The following is a 17,438-nucleotide window of genomic DNA, read 5'->3' as shown; positions in this document are numbered from 1 at the left end:
AAGGGTAGCTGATGTCCCACCACGAGCCTGGAGGATCCATGTCACTTCCTGTCCGGTTGACGGGCACGATCGCGGCCGTCACCTTGGCCGCGGGGTGCGCCGCCGGTGCGTCCGGTCCCGATGCTCCCGCATCCGGCGCCGTCGCGATCACGAGCTGCGGCAAGCAGCTCTCGTTCACGGGCGCTCCGCACCGGGTCGTGTCGCTGGACCAGGCTTCCACCGAGACGCTGCTGGCGCTGGGGGCCAAGGACAAGATGGTCGGCACGGCCAACCTCAAGACCAAGCCCGCACCTCGGTACGCCGACGACTACGCCAAGGTCCCGGTGCTGTCGCCGAAGATCCTGACCGCCGAACCGCTGCGTGCCGCGAACCCCGACTTCGTGGTCTCCGGCTACAAGGAGCTGTTCACGGCCGACCGCGCGGGCACCCGTGACGAACTCGCCGCGCTCGACGTCCCGACGTTCGTGAGCGCGGTCAACTGCCCCGACGGCACCGAGGCGTTCGAGCGGTTGTTCCGCGACTACGCGGATCTCGGCAAGGCGATGGGCGTCTCCGCGCGGGCCGACCAGCTGATCGCCGAGCAGCGTGCCGTCATCTCCGAGGTGCAGGCCAGGAAACCGGCGCCGGGACTCAAGGTCGCGTGGGTCTACTCGGTGTTCAAGGGCGTGCCGTACGTGGCGGGCAAGGCCGGCATGCCGGGTGCGATCAGCAAGATCGCCGGTGTCACCAACGTCTTCGACGACATGGACCAGGAGTGGCCGGAGGTCTCCTGGGAGACGGTCGCAGAGCGTGCGCCGGACGTGATCGTCATCGGCGACCTGTCCGAGCGCGGCAATCCCGGCGACAAGGCCGAGGAGAAGATCGCGATGATGCGCGAGCACCCGATGATGGCGCAGCTGCCCGCGGTGCGCGACAACAAGATCATCAAGATCCCGGGCATCGAGCTGGACGCGTCCGTCCGCACGGTCGACGCGCTGCGCGCGTTCTCGGCCGCCCTGCCCCGTGGCTGAGCGCACGGCGTTGCTGGACCCGGCGGTCACGCCCCTCGTCGCGGCACCCGTTGTCCCGCAACGAACCGGCCCCGGTGCTGCGCTGAAGATCGTGCTCGGAGTGGCCTTACTGGTGGTGTCGCTGGTGCTGGTGACGCGGATCGGGATCGGCGGCGGGGTCGGCTGGGCGGAGATCGGCCGGGCCGTCGGCACCCGGCTCGGGTTGCCGGTCGCGCCACTCCCCCGGCTCACGGACTCGCTGATCTGGGACCTGCGGGTGCCCAGGGTGCTGCTCGCGGCGCTGGTCGGTGCGGCGCTGGCGGTGTGCGGGGCGGCGCTGCAGAGCGTCACGCGCAACGCGCTGGCGGATCCGTACCTGCTCGGGGTGTCGTCCGGCGCGTCCACGGGCGCGGTCGTCGTGGTGGTGCTCGGGTTCGCCGGGGCACAGCTCGGCGTGACCGGCGGCGCGTTCGCCGGCGCGCTGGTGTCGTTCGGGATGTTGATGCTGCTGTTGCGGCGGCGCGGGGTCGGCTCGGTGCGGATCGTGCTCACCGGTGTCGTCGTGGCCGAACTGTTCGCGGCGCTGACCTCGTTGATCATCATGTCGTCCGGCGACGCGGACAGCACCAGGGCGCTGACGCACTGGCTGCTCGGGTCGCTCGCACCGGCGCGGTGGGACGCGGTCGTCATCTGCGCTCTGGTCTGTGCGATCGGGCTGCCGGTGATCTGGCTGTTCTCGTCGGCGCTCGACGGGTTCGCGTTCGGCACCGACACGGCCGCCTCCCTGGGCATCGACGTCCGGTTCGTGCGGACCGTCGTGCTGGTGACGGCCTCGCTGCTGACCGCGGTGGCCGTGGCGGCGGTGGGCGCGATCGGGTTCGTCGGGCTGATCGTGCCGCACGGTGTGCGGTTCCTGGTCGGGCCGCTGCACCGGGTGCTGCTGCCGGTCTCCGCGCTGGTCGGCGCGGCCTTCCTCGCGTGGACGGATGCCCTGTCGCGCCTGGTGTTCACGCCGCTCGAGGTGCCGGTCGGCGTCTTCACCGCGCTGCTGGGCGTGCCGTTGTTCCTGCTGGTCCTGCGCAAGCGAGGGGAACTGTGAGAATCGAGGCGCGCGACCTCTCGTGGGGTGTGCCGGGCAGGACGATCGTGCGCTCGGTGGACCTCGACGTCGAACCGGGCACGACCGTGGGGCTGATCGGGCCGAACGGGTCCGGCAAGTCGTCGTTGCTGCGCTGCCTGGCCGGGCTGCGCACGCCTTCCGCCGGTTCGGTGCACTACGACGGCGCCGACATCGCCGGCTGGCCGGCGCGGAGCAAAGCCCGGCACATCGCGTTCGCCGAGCAGAGCGTCGACACCGACAGCGACCTGTGCGTGGGCGACGTGGCGATGCTCGGCCGCGCTGCACACCGGGCGCGGTGGCAGGCGCCGGACGGTCTTGATCACGCGATCGTGGCGGCAGCGCTCGAGCGCCTCGATCTGGGTGGGCTGGCCTCACGGCCGTGGCAGCAGCTGTCCGGTGGTGAACGGCAGCGCGCCCATCTGGCGCGGGCGCTGGCGCAGCGGACGTGGGCGTTGCTGCTGGACGAGCCGACCAACCACCTCGACGTCCGCCATCAGCTCGATCTGATGGAACTCGTGGCGAGCACCGGGCAGACCGTCGTGATCGCCCTGCACGACCTGGCACTGGCCGCGCGGTACTGCGACCGGCTCGTGCTGATGCACCGCGGTGCGGTCGCGGCCGACGGGTCCGCTGCCGAGGTTCTGACGCGGCCGCTGCTGCGTGAGGTGTTCGGGGTCGACGCCGAGATCGGCCGCGACGGCCTGGGCCACCTGTCTGTCTCCTACCGCACGACCTCTGAAGGAGTGCTCAAGTGACGTCCACAGTGGACGAATTGGTCTCGTCGGTCGTCGAATCCCCCGAGGCGCAGGCCGCGGTGGCGACCAGTGTGTTCTGGGTGCATCACGGCACGCGGCTCGCCGGCGGCGATGTGACCTACCGCAACCAGTACGTGCTGGCACGCGTGGGCACGGCGATCGGCGGGTGTGCTTTCGCCGAGGGCGAGGTCGATCCGTCGGTGTGCGCGAAGGCGTCCGGGGCGTCTGTCGCCGAGCTGCTGTTGAGCGCGCCCGCCGCGTTGCGGATCGCGGTGCTCGACGCCTATCTCGCTCACGTCCGTCCACACCGGACACCGGACGCGGAACCGGTGGTGCTGCCGGCCGGCACACCCGAGGAACGGGCGCGGGCACGTGACGCCGCCGTCGCGGGGCTGCTCGACGTCGCGCCCGGCAGCAAGGTCGCGTTGATCGGCGTGGTGAACCCGCTGGTCGCGGCCATCCGGGAGCGGGGAGCCGAGTGCCTGCCGTGCGATCTCGTGCTGGAGAAGACGCAGTGGGGTGATCCGGTCTCCCGCGACATGCGCGAGGTGCTCGGCGCCGCGGACGCCGTGGTGGCGACCGGCATGACCATCGGCAACGGCACGTTCGACGAGATCCTGCGCACCTGCCGGGAGCGCGAGGTGCCGTTGGTGGTCTACGCGCAGACCGGCAGTGCCGTCGCCCGGCACTTCCTCGGCGCCGGCGTGACCGCGCTGTCGGCGGAGCCGTTCCCGTTCTCGCAGTTCAGCGCGGATTCGAGTGTTCTGTACCGCTACCGGGGGAAGTCGTGGACCACCACATCGCAGACAGCCTGAGCAGGCCCGCACTCGTCCAGTTGGACGACCACACGGCGTGCCTGCGCTTCGAGACCATGAAGGTGGCGTCCGCGTTGGCGGCGGTGCGGCACCTGCTGGAGAACGGCACGATCCAGGAGGGCGACACGCTCGTCGACAGCTCCAGCGGCATCTACGCGCACGCACTGGCTCTGGCGTGCCATCGGCACGGCCTGCACTGCCACATCGTCGCGTCCACGACCGTCGACACGACGTTGCGCGTGCTGCTGGAGGTCCTCGGCGCGACGGTGGAGCCGATGCCGCCGACGCCGAGCCTGAAGCTCGACCAGAACCGCCGGGTCGCGCGGGTGCGGGAGATCCTGCAGGACAACCCGCGGCACCACTGGATGCGTCAGTACCACGACGACGTGCACTACCTCGGCTACCGGCCGATCGCCGACCTGATCGCCCGCGAGTTCGGCACCGACGGGCTCGCGATCGTGGGCGGTGTCGGCACGGGCGCGTCGACCGGGGCACTGGCCCGGTACCTCCGCGCGCTCGATCCGTCCGTCGGGCTCGTGGGTGTGCAGCCCTTTGACAGCGTCACGTTCGGCAGCGAGCACGTGCACGATCCGGAGATCATCATCGCCGGGATCGGCAGCTCCATCCCGTTCGGCAACGTCGAGCACGGGCTCTACGACGTGGTGCACTGGCTGGGGTTCGACGCGGCTCTGTCCGGCGGTGTCGAGCTCTTGCGCTCGCACGCGATCTTCGCCGGACTGTCCGCCGGGGCTGCTTTCCTGGCTGCCTGGTGGGAACGGTCGATCGATCCCTCGCGGCGGACGGTGTTCCTCGCGCCGGACACCGGGCACCGGTACGTCTCCGCGGCATACTCCCGGCACGGTGAGGCGGTGCCGTTGTCGCGCTTGAGTCCGTTGCAGATCAACGACCTGGAGCACATGAAGGCGCCGTGGTCGCGGATGAACTGGAACCGCGCGCCGGCCGTCATGCGGGTGGCCGCCGCGTCATAGCCATAGCGACAACGAACGGGCGTTCCCCGGTTGCACCCCAGGGGAACGCCCGTCCGTTGTGGACAGATCAGCCGATCTTCTCGATCTTCGCGTTGCGGATCAGGAACTTGCCCGGCTCACGCACCTGCTCGAACGCCGCGTTGTTCAGCAGCGCACAGCTACCGGACACCGACGCGACCTTGACCGTCGTGGACTTGTTGTTGTCCAGGTTGGTCACCTTCAGCGTGGTGCCCACCGGGAACGTGCCGCTCGACGCGGCGGGCGCGCCGCCCTCGCCGGACAGCGTGACGGTGGAACCGTTGCAGACCTGCTGGCCGGCCGCGCCGCCGTTGCCGGGCTGCTGGGCAGCGGGCTTCTCGGGAGCAGGCTGCTGGGCAGCAGGCTTCTGGGGAGCGGGCTGGGCCGTTGCCTGGCCCTGGCCGGCGTTGGCCGCGCCGCCGTCACCCTCGCAGCCCGCCGCCTTGCGTCGCTGCTGGATGAGATCGACGACAGCCTCGCGGTTCGCGATCCGCGCCTCGGACTGCGCGTCCGGGGCCGACTTCTGGCCCGCGATGAAGTTCAGGTTGTTCTGCAACGCCTTGTCCAGCCCGCCACAGTCCTCACCGGACGTGGCGGCCTGCCCGGACTCGGGCTTGGCCTGGACGTTGTTGCCGCACCCGGCGGCCGCACGCCGCTGGTTGATCAGGTTGACGACCGCCTGCCGGTTGGCGATGCGGGCGTCCGACTGCGCGTCCGGGGCAGCTTGCTGCCCGGCGATGAAGTTCAGGTTGTTCTGCAGCGCCTGGTCAAGTCCGCCGCAGTCCTCAGCCGCGTTCGAGTTGGTGCCGCTGAAGGCGAAAAAACCACCGGCGACAGCAGCGATCGCGAGCATGGCGCCCGCGCCGATCATGGCGGGCTTGCGGTGTCGAGCGCCCATTCTGTGTCTCCTCGGGGGTGGATCGGTGTTGTACCGATGACTACGGGGAGGTCACGGACGGGGTTCAAATCGGACTAGACCAAAGGGCTTTTAAATGCATTTAAGGTTGGCAGGATTGGGATTTGTGCTGATCAAGCACTGTTCGCGCGCAGGTGGACTACATGCGGTCCAACAGGCGGTTCCGCGCGATCTCCAGGTGCGCCGTCATCGCCCGGCTCGCCGCCTCCTCGTCGCGGGCGACGAGCGCCCCCACGATCGCCCGGTGCTCGGTGATGGTCTGCACCCCGAACGGCTGCTGGAAGTTCAGCCGGAACAGGTGCAGGTGGCAGTGCGTCTTGGCGAACGACTGCAGCACCGCCTCGTTCCCCGCGATCCGCAGGATGAGCTCGTGCAGCCGTTGGTCGTGGGCGGTGAGGTTCTTGTAGTCGTCGTAGGCGTTGTCGGCCGGTGCCGCGGGGCAGGTGGCGAGCTCCTCCTCGATCAGGAGCTCGCTCTCCGGGGTCATGCGGCCTGCCGCCAGCGCCGCGGACGGCGGTTCCAGCAGCAGGCGCAACGCGTAGAGGTCGTCCACCTGCTTGCGGTTCAGCAGCTCCGTCACGCGGTAGCCGCGCAACGGGAGCCTGCTGACCAGTTCTTCCGATTCCAGCCGGGCAAGGGATTCGCGGACCGGCGTTGGGGACACGTCGAGCTGACGAGCGATCTCGTCGATGTTGACTCGGGCACCCGGCTCGATCCCGTTGCCCATGATCAGCGCACGGATCTGCTCGTAGACATCGTCCGCGAGCACGCGCCTCGTCGGTATCCGCAACACCACTCCTCCGTCAGTTCTTGGCCAGTATCTCCTGGCTGACCCGTTCCATCTCGGCGAACACGTCATCCTGTCGCTGGCCCGCGAAGTAGGCCTCGAAGAGCGGCTGCTCGCCGGACTGGACCGCGGAGCCGTTGACGTAGGCGGTGGACGGGTAGAGGACGCCGTCCTTCACGTACTGGTTGAAGACCGAGAGGTCGACGCCCTGCGCCTTCATCGACGTGACGGTGCTGTCCATCGCGGCCGGGATCGACGGGAAGAACGTGCCGGTCGCGCCCGCCTTGGTCTGGCACTCCTCGCTCCCCATGTAGCTGACCCACTTCCAGGTCAGGTCGGGGTTCTTGGTGCCGGCCCAGATGTTGTTGCCGTTCGAGTTGGAAAGCACGGAACGCTTGCCGTCAGGTCCGGTGGGCGTGGGTGCGATGCCCACGGGCACTCCGGGGATCTTGCCGAACGACGGGGCGGACCAGGAGCCGCCGACGGTCATGGCGACCTTGCCGGAGCCGACCTGGTCGATGTCGGAGATCGTCGACTGGTTGCCGGTGGTGAAGGTGCCGAACTTCGGCGAGAAGCCGCGGTCGACCAGGGAGGTCACCCACTTCATCGTCTTGACGAAGCGCTCGTCGGTGTAGTTGAACTTGGACGGCCACTGGGGCTTGTCGCCCAGGCGCCAGCCCAGCGTCGAGACGAACGGGGCCCAGGTGGTCTCGCCGATGAAGCTGCGACCGGCCATCGCGCCGATGCCGTAGGTGGCGATGGCGTTCTTGTCGAAGCCGGCCTCGTCGCCGCGCTTGCCGTTCTTGTCGACGGTGAGGCGAGCCGCGATCTTCTCGAACGTGCCGCCGTCGTCGGGGTTCCAGGTCATCTTGGCGACGTCGGCCTCGGCGACGCCGGCCTTGGTGAGCGCGTCGACGCTGTAGTAGACGCCGGCGGCCGCCCAGTCGAGCGGGAGCGCGTACTGCTTGCCGTCGGTGAACTTCCAGGTGTCGACGCCGACCGAGTACTTCTTCATGTCCACATTGGACTTCGTGATGAGGTCGTCCAGCGGCATCAGCTGGTGCTGCGAGGCGTAGGCCTGGAGGAACTGCACGCTGTTCTGGAACGCGTCGGGCGCGGTGCCCGCGACGAAACCGGCGGTGAGCTTGGTGAAGTAGTCGTCGACGTTGTACCGGGTGATCTTCACGTCGCTGCCGGGGTTGGCGGCCTCGAACGCCTTCTCGCACTCGCCGTAGGCGACTGCCTGCTTGTCGTCCCAGGTCCACCAGTTCACGGTGTTGCCGGAGCCCGTGTCGGAACTCCCGCAGCCCGCGACCACCAGGGCTGTGACTGCTGCCAGTGAGGCGGCGGCGATTTTCATGGCTTCTCCTGAAGAAGACGGGATCGGAAGGCGTCGAGTGCGATGTCGAGGTCGTCGGAGCCGCCCGCCTCGTGGGCGCTGTGCTCCCAGACCTGGATCTGACGGGGTCCCGCGTAGGCGTGGTAGGCGCCGAACACGGTGGACGGCGGCACGATGTCGTCCATCAGGCCGATCGAGAACCAGGCAGGGGCGACGGCTCGAGCGGCGAACCCCACACCGTCGAAATAGGACAGTGTCGGGAAGATGTCGGAGCGGCGGTTCTCCGCGATGTAGGTCGTGAGCTCGGTGTAGGGCAGGCGCCCGCAGACGTTGAGCGCCCTGCGGAAGTCGCACAGGAACGGCGCCTGCGCGTGCACCGCGGCCAGGTCGGGCACCAGACCGGCGACGGCGAGTGCGATGCCGCCGCCCTGGCTGTTGCCGATCACGGCGACCTGTGAGGAACCCAGCGCGCGCACGGCTTCTACCGCGCGCACAGCATCGGTGAACACCCGCCGGTAAAAGTACGTGTCGCGATCGGCGATCCCGCGGGTCATGAACCCGGCGCCGCCGCGCTGGTCGCGCACCTCGACCTGCAGGTGCGCGAACCCGGCGCTGGCCCAGGTAAGGTTCTCGACCGCGCTGCCCCGGTTGCTGCCGTACCCGTGGTACTGCACGACGGCGGGCAGTCCGGTCTCCCCGCGCGGAGTCCGCAGCCAGGCCCTGATCGGGTCGCCGCCGAAGCCGGTGAACGTCACGTCGTAGACGTCCACCGTGCGCAGCGGCGTGTCGACCGGTATCGCCTCGACCTTCAACTCCGCCGAGCGGGCCTCGGCCAGGGTCGAGTCCCAGAACGCGTCGAAGTCGTCAGGCCTGATGTACGAGCTGCGGTAGTCCCACAGCGAGTCCAGATCCAGGTCGGTCAGCACGAAACCCTCCCGCGCAGCTCCACGACATCACTCACCACGACCTCGGAGACCTCTCCGCCGATGCTCACCGGCACGGTTTCCGAGGCGTCACCGGACAACCGCCGCAGCCGGACGGAGACCTCCCCGTCGTGCCACGACACGTCCACCGCGAGCCCGCCCCGGCACCGCAGGCCGCGAGCCGTGCCGCGGGTCCAGCCGGATGGCAGCGCGGGCAGGACGTCGATCACGCCGGTGTGGCTCTGCACTACGACTTCCGCGAGCGCTGCGGTGAAGCCGTAGTTGCCGTCGATCTGGAACGGCGGGTGCGTGCTGAAGAGGTTCGGCAGCAGGCCGCCCCACTCCGAGCCGTCGAACGGCGCGTCGCGGTGCCGGTCCCCGGTGAAGGCCTGCGATGCCTCGCTCAGCAACGACCGCACCGTCTCGCCGTCGCCCAGCCGGGCCCGCAGCGCCATCTTCCAGGCCCACGACCAGCCCATCGCGCCGTTGCCGCGCCGATCCATGGTCGCCACCGCCGCGTCACCGAGCGGGGTGCCGGCGACGATCTGGCCGAGCGGGTAGACCGACACCATGTGCGACATGTGCCGGTGCGTCGGGTCGTCCTCTGGCAGGTCGGAGACCCACTCCCCCAGCCGCCCGTCGTCCAGCACGGGCAGCGGCCGCAACCGGGGCAGCGCGGCCGAGATCTCCGCGAGCAGCGGATCGGTGCGGCCCGATGCCAGCGCCAACTCCAGCGTCCGTTCGAACAGGGCGCGGATCAGCACCACGTCCATCGTCACGGACCAGGTCAGCGCCTGCGGCTTGCCGTCGGCGTCGAGGAACCAGTTCTCCGGCGAGGTCGACGGGCAGGTGTCGAGGTAGCCGTCCGGGCCCTCGACCAGCCAGTCGAGGCAGAACTCCGCACAGCCGCGCAGCAACGGCCACGCTCGCTCCAAAGTGGACCACGTGCGGGCGAAGTCGTAGTGGTCCCAGGCGTGCTGAACCAGCCACGCGCCACCCATCTGCCACAGCGCCCACGACACCGCGCCGTGGCCCATGCCGACCGGCAGCGCCCAGCCCCACGCGTCGGTGTTGTGGTGCGCCACCCAGCCGCGCGCGCCGTACAGCTCACGTGCCACGTCCGCGCCGGTCACCGCGAGCTTGTCCAGCAGTTCCAGCAACGGTTCATGGCACTCGGCGAGCCCGGTGACCTCGGCGGCCCAGTAGTTCATCTGGGTGTTGATGTTGATCGTGTAGTTGGACGACCAGGCAGGCCTCAGCTCGCCGTTCCAGATGCCCTGCAGGTTCGCGGGCGGTGCTCCGGGCCGCGACGACGACGCCAGCAGGTAGCGGCCGAACGCGAACAGCACGGATGCCGTGAGCTGGTCGTCCTTGCCCTGCAACAGTTCGGGCACGTCGACGACGTCCGGCACGGTGCCGAACTGGACGTCGCAGGCGCCGATCAACGACGGCAGATCACTCCTGCGTTCACCGCGCCAGTGCGCCTCGGTGGTGGTCAGGCTGGTGAGCGTCAGGAACCACCGGTCGTCGCCGGTGGTGATCCGCACCGTCACCGCGCCGCGTTCACCCTGGCCGTAGACGGGGGCGTCGACCTGCGGTTCGTGCCGGGGCGCCGAGTCCACCGGGATCTCGATCACGAGGTCGAGCCCGTCCCGCGACACCTCGCGCAACGGCGTCGTCACCTCGACCTCGACGGGTACCGCACCGGTGATCTCCACGCACAGCGCGGTTTCCGACGTCCACACCCGCCGCTCGACCTCGGCGTCGCCGATCGTCAGGCGCTCGGTGACCACGCCGGTGCGCAGGTCCAGAGTGCGGCCGTGCGACTCGCCCTCGGGCAGCGTGATCCACAGGTCCACGTACGGCAGGTACGTCTGGCTGTACGGGCCTTCGAACGACATCAGCAGATCGGTCGCCCGCTGCAGGTCGCCACCGAAGATCGCCTGGCGCACCTCGGCAAGCCGGTCGGGACCGGCGCCGGACGCCAGTACATCAGCGAGCGCTTTTGCGGGCCCGTCCGCGGTACCGGACCAGACGGTCGCGTCGTTGACCTGCACGCGGGACCGGCCGGCCCCACCGAACACCATCGCGCCAAGGCGTCCGTTGCCGACGGGCAACGCCTCGGTCCACTCTGTGACTTTTTCTGGCGCTTCCGGCCAATGCAGTTTCACTTGATCCCCGTGAAGCCGATGGAGTTGACCAGCCGCCGCCCGAAGACCATGAACAGCAGCAGCATCGGCAGCGCCGCGACCAGCGTCGCCGCCATCAGCCCAGCCCAGTCCAGCGATGCCTGCGGTGAGGACTGCTTGAACACCGCGAGTGCGAGGGTGAGCGGGCGGACCGACTCGTCGTTGGTGACGAGCAACGGCCAGAAGTAGTCGTTCCAGGTGGTGATGAACGTCAGCAGCGTCAGCGTCATCATGGGCGCGACGCTCATCGGCAGGACTATTCGGAAGCACACGCGCAACGGCCCGGCGCCGTCGATGATCGCGGCCTCCTCGACCTCGTTCGAGAGCCCCAGCATGAACTGCCGCAGGAAGAAGATGTTGAAGGCGGAGAAGAACGCACCGGGCAGGATCATGCCGCCGAACGTGTTCAGCAGCCCCAGGTCCTTCATCAGCACGAAGTTCGGCAGCAGCGTGAACACCGACGGCACCATCAGCGCGGTCAGCAGGATCGCGAAGACGACGTCGCGGCCCTTCCAGCGCAGCCGGGCGAACGCGTAGGCCGCCAGCGCGGAGAACACGACCGTGAAGAGCGTCAGAACTCCCGCGTACACAATGGAGTTCCACAGCGCGAGTGCCAGGTCGATCGAGGCGCCCGAACCGTTCTCCGCGGCGGCCTCGGCCGGCGTGGCGAGTCCGAGGGCGCGCTTGAACGGGCCCCACGTGAAGTCCACCGGCAGCAACGACGACGGGTCCGTCGACATCGCGAAGTTGTTGGACAGCGCCGTGCGCACGATCCAGTAGAACGGGAAGATCGTGACCAGCAGGACCACCACGAGGTAGCCCCAGGCGACGCCCCTGCCGAGTTTCATCGAAAGGTTCACCGGTGCCTCCTCAGTTGGTGTCGGACTCGCCGGCGCGCGCCATCCGCATCTGCGTGAAGGTCGCCGTGACGAGCAGCAGGAACAGGGCGAGCGACATGGTGGCCGCGTAGCCGAAGTCGAACTGGCCGAAAGCCTTGTCGTAGATGTACATCTGCAGCACCAGCGACGCGTCCGCCGGTCCGCCCTTGGTGCTGACCTGGACGATGTCGAAGACCTGGGTCGCGCCGATCACGTTGAGGATCACGACCATCACCAGGATCGGGCGCAGCAACGGCAACGTGAGCGAGCGGAACATCTGCCACTCCGACGCGCCGTCGATCCGGCCGGCCTCGTAGATCGACGCGGGGATCGTCTGCAGGCCCGCGAAGATGAGGACCGCGTTGTAGCCCATGGACTTCCACACGTTGAGCGCGGCCAGCGTCGGCACCGCCCAGCCACCGGAGCCGAAGAACATCACCGGTTCGCCGCTGATCCAGGTGATCAGCTGGTTCACGATGCCGAGCTGCGGGTCGAGCATCCACGTCCACACCAGCGCCGTCACGACGCCGGAGATGAGGAACGGCAGGATCATCAGCCCGCGGACCGTCGTGTTGACCCCCAGCCGGTGCAACACGACGGCGGTGATCAGCGAGACGCCGACGCCCAGGATCACCGACAGCACCACGAAGTACGCGGTGACGCCGAGCGAGTGCCAGAACCTGGCGTCGTTGACCAGTTCCTGGATGTTCGCGAGCCCGGTCCACACCGGCGGGGTGAGGATGTGGAACTCGGTGAAGCTCAGGTAGACGCCGCGCAGCATCGGGTAGGCGAAGAACACGCCGAACCCGAGGATGGCGGGCGCCACCAGCAGCCAGGCGACCCACGTGTCGTGGCGGCGAGAGGCCGGGCCGGTGCGCCTGCGGCGTGTAGGCGGAGGCGCCGTGGTGACAGGTCCACGCACGACGCGGGCGCTTGAGTCATGCACGGTTGTCACCACGACGCCTCCTGTTCGGGGAGTGTTAGATGCGGATGCTGTCGACGTCGAACACGGAGTCGTCGGGGTTGCCGAAACGAATCGTGTTGTTGCCGGCCAGCAGGTACATCGGCACGGTCACCTTCTGCGGCGCGTTCCAGTTGTCGTCGTTCGAGCCGGCGACGGGCAGCTTGAAGCTGGTGCCGTTCACCGAGACGACGCCGGTCCGGCTGGAGCTCGCGTCGATGTAGGCCAGCTCCACCAGGTAGGTGCCCTCGCGAGGCACGTTCACCGTCGGCATCGTGAGAACACCGCTACCGCCGATGAACCCGACCTTGTTGCCGTTCGAGCACGCGCATCCGTAGATGGTCGCGCCGCCGCCGGGGCTGCCCTTCTCCGCTTCGTACGTCACGGATTCCTTCGGCGTGACGAAGGAGACCGGCTTGGAGCGGTTGCCGTTCTGCACGACCGTGAAGTCGTAGGCGGTCGACGGGGTGAGGCCGGTGACGGTCGCGTTGGTGTTCGTGGTGGTCGCGACCTTCTTGTTGCCCGCGTAGACGTCGTAGCGGACGCCGTTCTTGCCCTGCCACTTCAGCGAGATGCTGGTGGGCGTGGCCGCGGTGCCCTCGACCACGGCGGGTGCGACGGCCGAACGCGGGGTGATCTTCAGCAGCTTCGTGCCGTGCACCGGCAGGTCGGCGCTGAACGTGCCGTTCGACTGGCCGATGTCCTTGCGCTCCCACACGTCGCGGACCTTGGCGTTGCCGGAGATGCCGAGCTTCGCGAAGTCCGCCGTGACGGTCGCGGGCTTCGAACCGAGGTTGAACAGCGCGACGGTGTAGCTGCCGTCGGCGTTGCGGGCGTACCAGACCTGCTGGTCGGAGAACTGGTCGACGGGGCGGGCCGGAATGCCGGCCTGGTTGATCCCGATGACCTCGTCGTTGGTCAGCAGTTTGTAGCCGTAGTCGTCGATCTTGGTGAGGTCGTCGCCGATGTACAGGGGCGAGCTCGAGATCGCCCACAGCGTCATGTAGCTGCGCCGCTCGGCCTCGGTGATGCCGTCCATCTCACCGTTGCCGACGGCGAGGCTGTCGAGGTTGTTCCAGCGGCCGGGGCCCGCGTCGTCGATCCACTGCACGACGTCGTTCCACCGGATCTTCACCGAGTTGTTCCAGGTGACCAGCGTCGGGCAGTAGCACTCGACGTCGGTGTCGACGCGCCAGCCGTTGGTGTTGGCCTTCCACACGTCGGCCTGGCGGTGGCTCAGCCCCCACGAGATCATGAACTCGATCGGCCGGCCGGTGCGCTTGAGCGCGGTGTTCCACGCCTTGACGTCACTGGTGTTGTCGTAGTTCGCGCCGCCCTTGAAGCTGCCGGGGCCGACGCCGTCGAGCTTGAGGAAGTCGACGTCCCAGCTCGCCAGGAGCTTCGCGAGCGAGTCGGTGTAGGCCTGGGCGCAGGGGTTGTCGAAGTTGATTTTGTAGGAGCTGTCCCAGCCGTTGGTCTTGCGCAGGTCCGGGTAGACGACGTCCTTGGTGGTGCAGTTCGGCGCGTTGTGGATCGGCGTCTTGCCGTCGTTGTACGCCCTGATGTCCAGGCCGACCGCGAGGTACGAACCGAGCTTGAGTCCCTTGCCGTGCACGTAGTCCGCGAGCCACTTCATGCCGTGCGGGAACTTCTTCGTGTCCACGACCGGGCGCGCGTACTCGTCGTACGAGCTCGACCAGCCCGCGTCGACGTTGACGTTGACGTACCCGTGCTTCTTGAACCTCGCCGCGAGCACGTCCGCCTGTGCCAGGACGTTCTTCTCGTTCAGCCAGCTCGCCGGGCCGTCCGGGTTCACGCCGGGGTAGTTGGTCGCCTGCAGGCTCCAGCTGCTCCAGCCCATGTAGGGCTTCTCGGCGATCTTCGGGGCCTGCTGTTCCTGGACTTCCGGTGCCTGGGCTGCTGTTGCGGGGACCGCGATCAGCGATGCGAGCAGGCCGGCAACGACACCTAACGCTCTCAAGACCACTCCTTTGTGATTTTCAGGCGGCTGATATTCAGGCGACCCGGAGGTCTTCCATCGCATCGCGGTCCCAGTCGATACCGAGACCTGGCGTTTCGGGGGCGAGTGCGTGTCCGTTGTGGATGGTCATCTCGCTCCTGGTGATCCCGCGCAGCTGCGGGATGTGCTCGACGAATTTCCCGTTGGGCAGCGCGGCAGCGAGGCTGACGTGCAGCTCCATCAGGAAGTGCGGGCAGACGTCGGCGTTGAACGCCTCCGCGACGTGCGCGACCTTGAGGAACGGCGTGATGCCGCCGATCCGTGCCGCGTCGACCTGGATGATCGAGGCGGCACCGCGTTCGAGGTACTCGCGGAACTGCGCCACCGAGTACAGCGACTCCCCCACCGCGATGGGGATGCTCGTGGCCTTCGCGAGCCTTTCGTGCCCGCTGAGGTCGTCGGCGGGGAGCGGCTCCTCGAGCCAGGTGAGGTTGACGTTCTTGAACGCGTCGGCGCGGCGGATGGCCTCGGCGGCCGTCATCGACTGGTTCGCGTCGACCATGATCGCGAACCGTTCGCCGACGGCCTCCCGGACGGCTTCGAGGCGTTCGACGTCCTCGGTCAGGTCGGGCTTGCCGACCTTCATCTTGATGCCCTGCCAGCCCTGCTGCGCCGTCTCCTTGGCGCCCGCGACGAGCTCCTCGGTCGACAGGTGCAGCCAGCCGCCCTCGGTGTCGTACAGCGGCACCTCCTGGCGGAAGCCGCCTGCCATGCGCCACAACGGTTCCCCGGCGCGCAGGCAGCGCAGGTCCCACAGCGCGGTGTCCACGGCGGCCAGCGCGAGCGAGGTGATCGCGCCGACGGTGGTGGACCGGGTGTAGGCGAACAGGTCCCGCCAGATCGCTTCGATCCGGCGCGAGTCGGTGTCGACGAGGCGGGGCAGCAGGTGGTCCTTCAGGAGCGCGAGGACCGAGCTGCCGCCCGTGCCGATCGTGTAGGCGTAGCCGAGTCCGACGAGCCCGTCATCGGTCTCGATCTCGACGAAAACGGTCTCCTGCTTGATGAACTGCTGGACCGCGTCGGTGCGCAACGTCTCCACCGGTACGTCGACCTGGAACGCCTCGGCACGTCGGACCTTTGCCACGCCAACTCCTCGGATCTCTGATCCTATAGGATATTTGACGGGCATTGAACGCTGGCGTTACGTGGGTGTCAACCGTCGTTTGGACACGCTCTCACGTGTTTGAGAGCGTTTACAACGGGACAGGGCGACCGGTTCTCGTTCCGGTCCTCCGATGTTTGCAGCTCATGCCCACAGCGCGCTGATCAGCGCGTGTTCGACTGCGTGTGAAAATGTGAGGGTTTCTGTCCGGTTGTCAGCGCCGGACAGCGCACCGGACGCTCGGTCAGCCTTCCGCCGCCTGCTTCAGGCGCGCCAGCGTCGACTCGATGTTCGCCTGGTTGGCGACCGCCCGGTCCCTGACCCCGGTCGCCACCACGGTGATCGGCTTGTACCACGCGGGCCGGCGGTCCCACGTGGACTCCGTGACCCGGCATCCGCCGGCGGTCGGCTCGATGTCGTACTGCCACCGCGACACCGCGAGCCCGAGCGACTTGACCTCGAACGCGAACCGCGAAGCCGAGCAGTCGGTCACGGTGGAGGTCGTCGGCCACCTCCGCCAGCCGCGCTTGTTGAGGCCGCGGAACCTCGCCCCTACGGACGGACCGGAGGCTCCCAGCCACTTGCCGCCGGAGTACTCCTCGGCGCACTCGCTGAGCCCACGCAGACTGCTGACCAGCTCGAACACCCGCTGCGGAGAGGCAGCGATGTCGATGTGCGCAGAGGCGTCCGGCATCATGCACCCGAACTTACTACGAGTAGGTTCGCTGCACCAGCCACTCGCGGACGGTCCGCGCGGACGGCACGATCGCCCTGGTCGCCGCGAGGTCGAACGCCACGGGATGCGTCCGCAGCCAGCGCCACATCCTGGTCAGGTCGTCGCCTGTGAACCGGTGGAACAGCCAGAGCGGCATCGGGAAACCGCGTGGTGGGCGGCCGTGCGCCTCCCGCCAGAGCTCACGGCACTCACCGATGGTCCGGACGTCCGCGGCGAGCGGGAGCTCCACGCCGGCGAACCGGTCCGGGTCGGCGAACACCTTCGCCGCGACGGCACCGACGTCATCAGCGCACAACCACGGCAGCGGGCGGTTGTCGCCGATCAGCTTCGGCATCAGGTGCCACATCGACACCGGCGGGTAGAAGTCCTTGTCCGTCATCAGCTCCATGAACGCCATCGGGCGCAGGACGGTCAACGGCAGTCCGAGCGACTCCAGGTGTGCCCGCACCGCCAGCTTGTTGTCCCACTGCCGCACACCGGTTTCCGGTATCCCAGGACCTGCCGAGGCGTACACGACGTGCCGCACGCCCGCCGAAGCCGCGGCGTCACCGACCGCGCGTCCCTGCTGAACCTCCTGGTCCAGGCCGCTGATCATCGGGTTCTGGACGCTGAACACCCCATACGCGCCCGCGAAGGCAGGACGCAACGAGTCCGGGGAGGCCATGTCCGCGCGCACCACCTCGGCACCCGCCGAGGCGAGCCGGCCTGCCGCCGGTGACGAAGGATTCCGGGTCAGTGCTCGCACCCGCCCGCCGGCGGCGAGCAGGTGCCGTACGACCGCGCCGCCCTGACGCCCGGTCGCACCGGTGACCACGACCAGCCTGGTGTCGTCCATCGTGGACCTCCTGGCTGTATTTCGCTGAAACGCCCGGAGTCGCTACAGCGACTCCGGGCGGTCTCC

At 68.5% G+C, this 17,438-nt stretch carries 16 protein-coding genes; 5 read left to right on the top strand and 11 right to left on the bottom strand.

Annotated elements, in window-relative coordinates:
• The first annotated feature begins 38 nt into the window (after positions 1–38).
• From ACIA8G_RS02755 to ACIA8G_RS02735, 5 genes are read left to right on the top strand one after another with little or no spacing between them, the layout of a single operon-like run.
• Positions 39–1,010 carry an ABC transporter substrate-binding protein gene (locus ACIA8G_RS02755; RefSeq protein ID WP_396416517.1) on the top strand — a complete coding sequence of 324 codons (972 nt, stop codon included), beginning with the start codon at positions 39–41 and terminating at the stop codon, positions 1,008–1,010.
• A complete protein-coding gene (locus ACIA8G_RS02750) occupies positions 1,003–2,088 on the top strand; it encodes a FecCD family ABC transporter permease (RefSeq protein ID WP_396416516.1) in 1,086 nt (361 codons plus the stop codon). Before ACIA8G_RS02755 ends, ACIA8G_RS02750 begins: the two co-directional genes overlap by 8 nt.
• Positions 2,085–2,864 (top strand): ABC transporter ATP-binding protein, encoded by a 780-nt coding sequence (locus ACIA8G_RS02745; protein WP_396416515.1) that lies wholly within the window; start codon positions 2,085–2,087, stop codon positions 2,862–2,864. The genes ACIA8G_RS02750 and ACIA8G_RS02745 overlap by 4 nt, the downstream gene beginning before the upstream one ends.
• Complete coding sequence (locus ACIA8G_RS02740) at positions 2,861–3,679, top strand: Rossmann-like domain-containing protein (protein WP_396416514.1); 819 nt, start codon at positions 2,861–2,863, stop codon at positions 3,677–3,679. Before ACIA8G_RS02745 ends, ACIA8G_RS02740 begins: the two co-directional genes overlap by 4 nt.
• Positions 3,652–4,668, top strand: a complete 1,017-nt coding sequence (locus tag ACIA8G_RS02735; RefSeq protein WP_396416513.1) for a pyridoxal-phosphate dependent enzyme — start codon at positions 3,652–3,654, stop codon at positions 4,666–4,668. Before ACIA8G_RS02740 ends, ACIA8G_RS02735 begins: the two co-directional genes overlap by 28 nt.
• A 67-nt stretch (positions 4,669–4,735) precedes the next feature.
• Here the strand turns inward: ACIA8G_RS02735 and ACIA8G_RS02730 are convergent, their stop codons facing one another.
• From ACIA8G_RS02730 to ACIA8G_RS02680, 11 genes are all read right to left on the bottom strand, one after another.
• Positions 4,736–5,350, bottom strand: a complete 615-nt coding sequence (locus ACIA8G_RS02730; RefSeq protein ID WP_396417298.1) for a hypothetical protein — start codon at positions 5,348–5,350, stop codon at positions 4,736–4,738.
• 391 nt (positions 5,351–5,741) lie between these two features.
• The gene (locus ACIA8G_RS02725) at positions 5,742–6,392 is read right to left on the bottom strand and encodes a GntR family transcriptional regulator (protein WP_396416512.1); all 651 of its coding nucleotides are present in this window, start codon (positions 6,390–6,392) and stop codon (positions 5,742–5,744) included.
• A gap of 13 nt (positions 6,393–6,405) precedes the next feature.
• A complete protein-coding gene (locus ACIA8G_RS02720; protein ID WP_396416511.1) occupies positions 6,406–7,749 on the bottom strand; it encodes an ABC transporter substrate-binding protein in 1,344 nt (447 codons plus the stop codon).
• Entirely contained in the window at positions 7,746–8,654 is a 909-nt protein-coding gene (locus tag ACIA8G_RS02715; RefSeq protein ID WP_396416510.1) for an acetylxylan esterase, read from the bottom strand. Before ACIA8G_RS02715 ends, ACIA8G_RS02720 begins: the two co-directional genes overlap by 4 nt.
• Positions 8,648–10,822 (bottom strand): glycosyl hydrolase family 95 catalytic domain-containing protein, encoded by a 2,175-nt coding sequence (locus ACIA8G_RS02710; RefSeq protein ID WP_396416509.1) that lies wholly within the window; start codon positions 10,820–10,822, stop codon positions 8,648–8,650. The genes ACIA8G_RS02715 and ACIA8G_RS02710 overlap by 7 nt, the downstream gene beginning before the upstream one ends.
• Positions 10,819–11,700: a carbohydrate ABC transporter permease gene (locus ACIA8G_RS02705; protein WP_396416508.1), complete on the bottom strand. Its 882-nt coding sequence runs from the start codon at positions 11,698–11,700 to the stop codon at positions 10,819–10,821. The genes ACIA8G_RS02710 and ACIA8G_RS02705 overlap by 4 nt, the downstream gene beginning before the upstream one ends.
• A gap of 10 nt (positions 11,701–11,710) precedes the next feature.
• On the bottom strand, positions 11,711–12,664 hold the full coding sequence (locus tag ACIA8G_RS02700) for a carbohydrate ABC transporter permease (protein ID WP_396416507.1): 954 nt from the start codon (positions 12,662–12,664) through the stop codon (positions 11,711–11,713).
• A 34-nt stretch (positions 12,665–12,698) separates the two neighbouring features.
• Entirely contained in the window at positions 12,699–14,660 is a 1,962-nt protein-coding gene (locus ACIA8G_RS02695; protein WP_396416506.1) for an alpha-galactosidase D, read from the bottom strand.
• 34 nt (positions 14,661–14,694) lie between these two features.
• On the bottom strand, positions 14,695–15,783 hold the full coding sequence (locus ACIA8G_RS02690) for a mandelate racemase/muconate lactonizing enzyme family protein (protein ID WP_396416505.1): 1,089 nt from the start codon (positions 15,781–15,783) through the stop codon (positions 14,695–14,697).
• A gap of 262 nt (positions 15,784–16,045) precedes the next feature.
• Positions 16,046–16,498 (bottom strand): SRPBCC family protein, encoded by a 453-nt coding sequence (locus tag ACIA8G_RS02685; RefSeq protein ID WP_396416504.1) that lies wholly within the window; start codon positions 16,496–16,498, stop codon positions 16,046–16,048.
• A 13-nt stretch (positions 16,499–16,511) separates the two neighbouring features.
• Positions 16,512–17,372, bottom strand: a complete 861-nt coding sequence (locus tag ACIA8G_RS02680; protein WP_396416503.1) for an NmrA/HSCARG family protein — start codon at positions 17,370–17,372, stop codon at positions 16,512–16,514.
• Positions 17,373–17,438: the final 66 nt, after the last annotated feature.

This window comes from Lentzea sp. NPDC051213, from assembly GCF_044455585.1.
Lineage (GTDB): Bacteria > Actinomycetota > Actinomycetes > Mycobacteriales > Pseudonocardiaceae > Lentzea.
The sequence above is the reverse complement of the archived record's forward strand: the minus strand, read 5'-3'. Positions and strand labels throughout refer to the sequence as shown.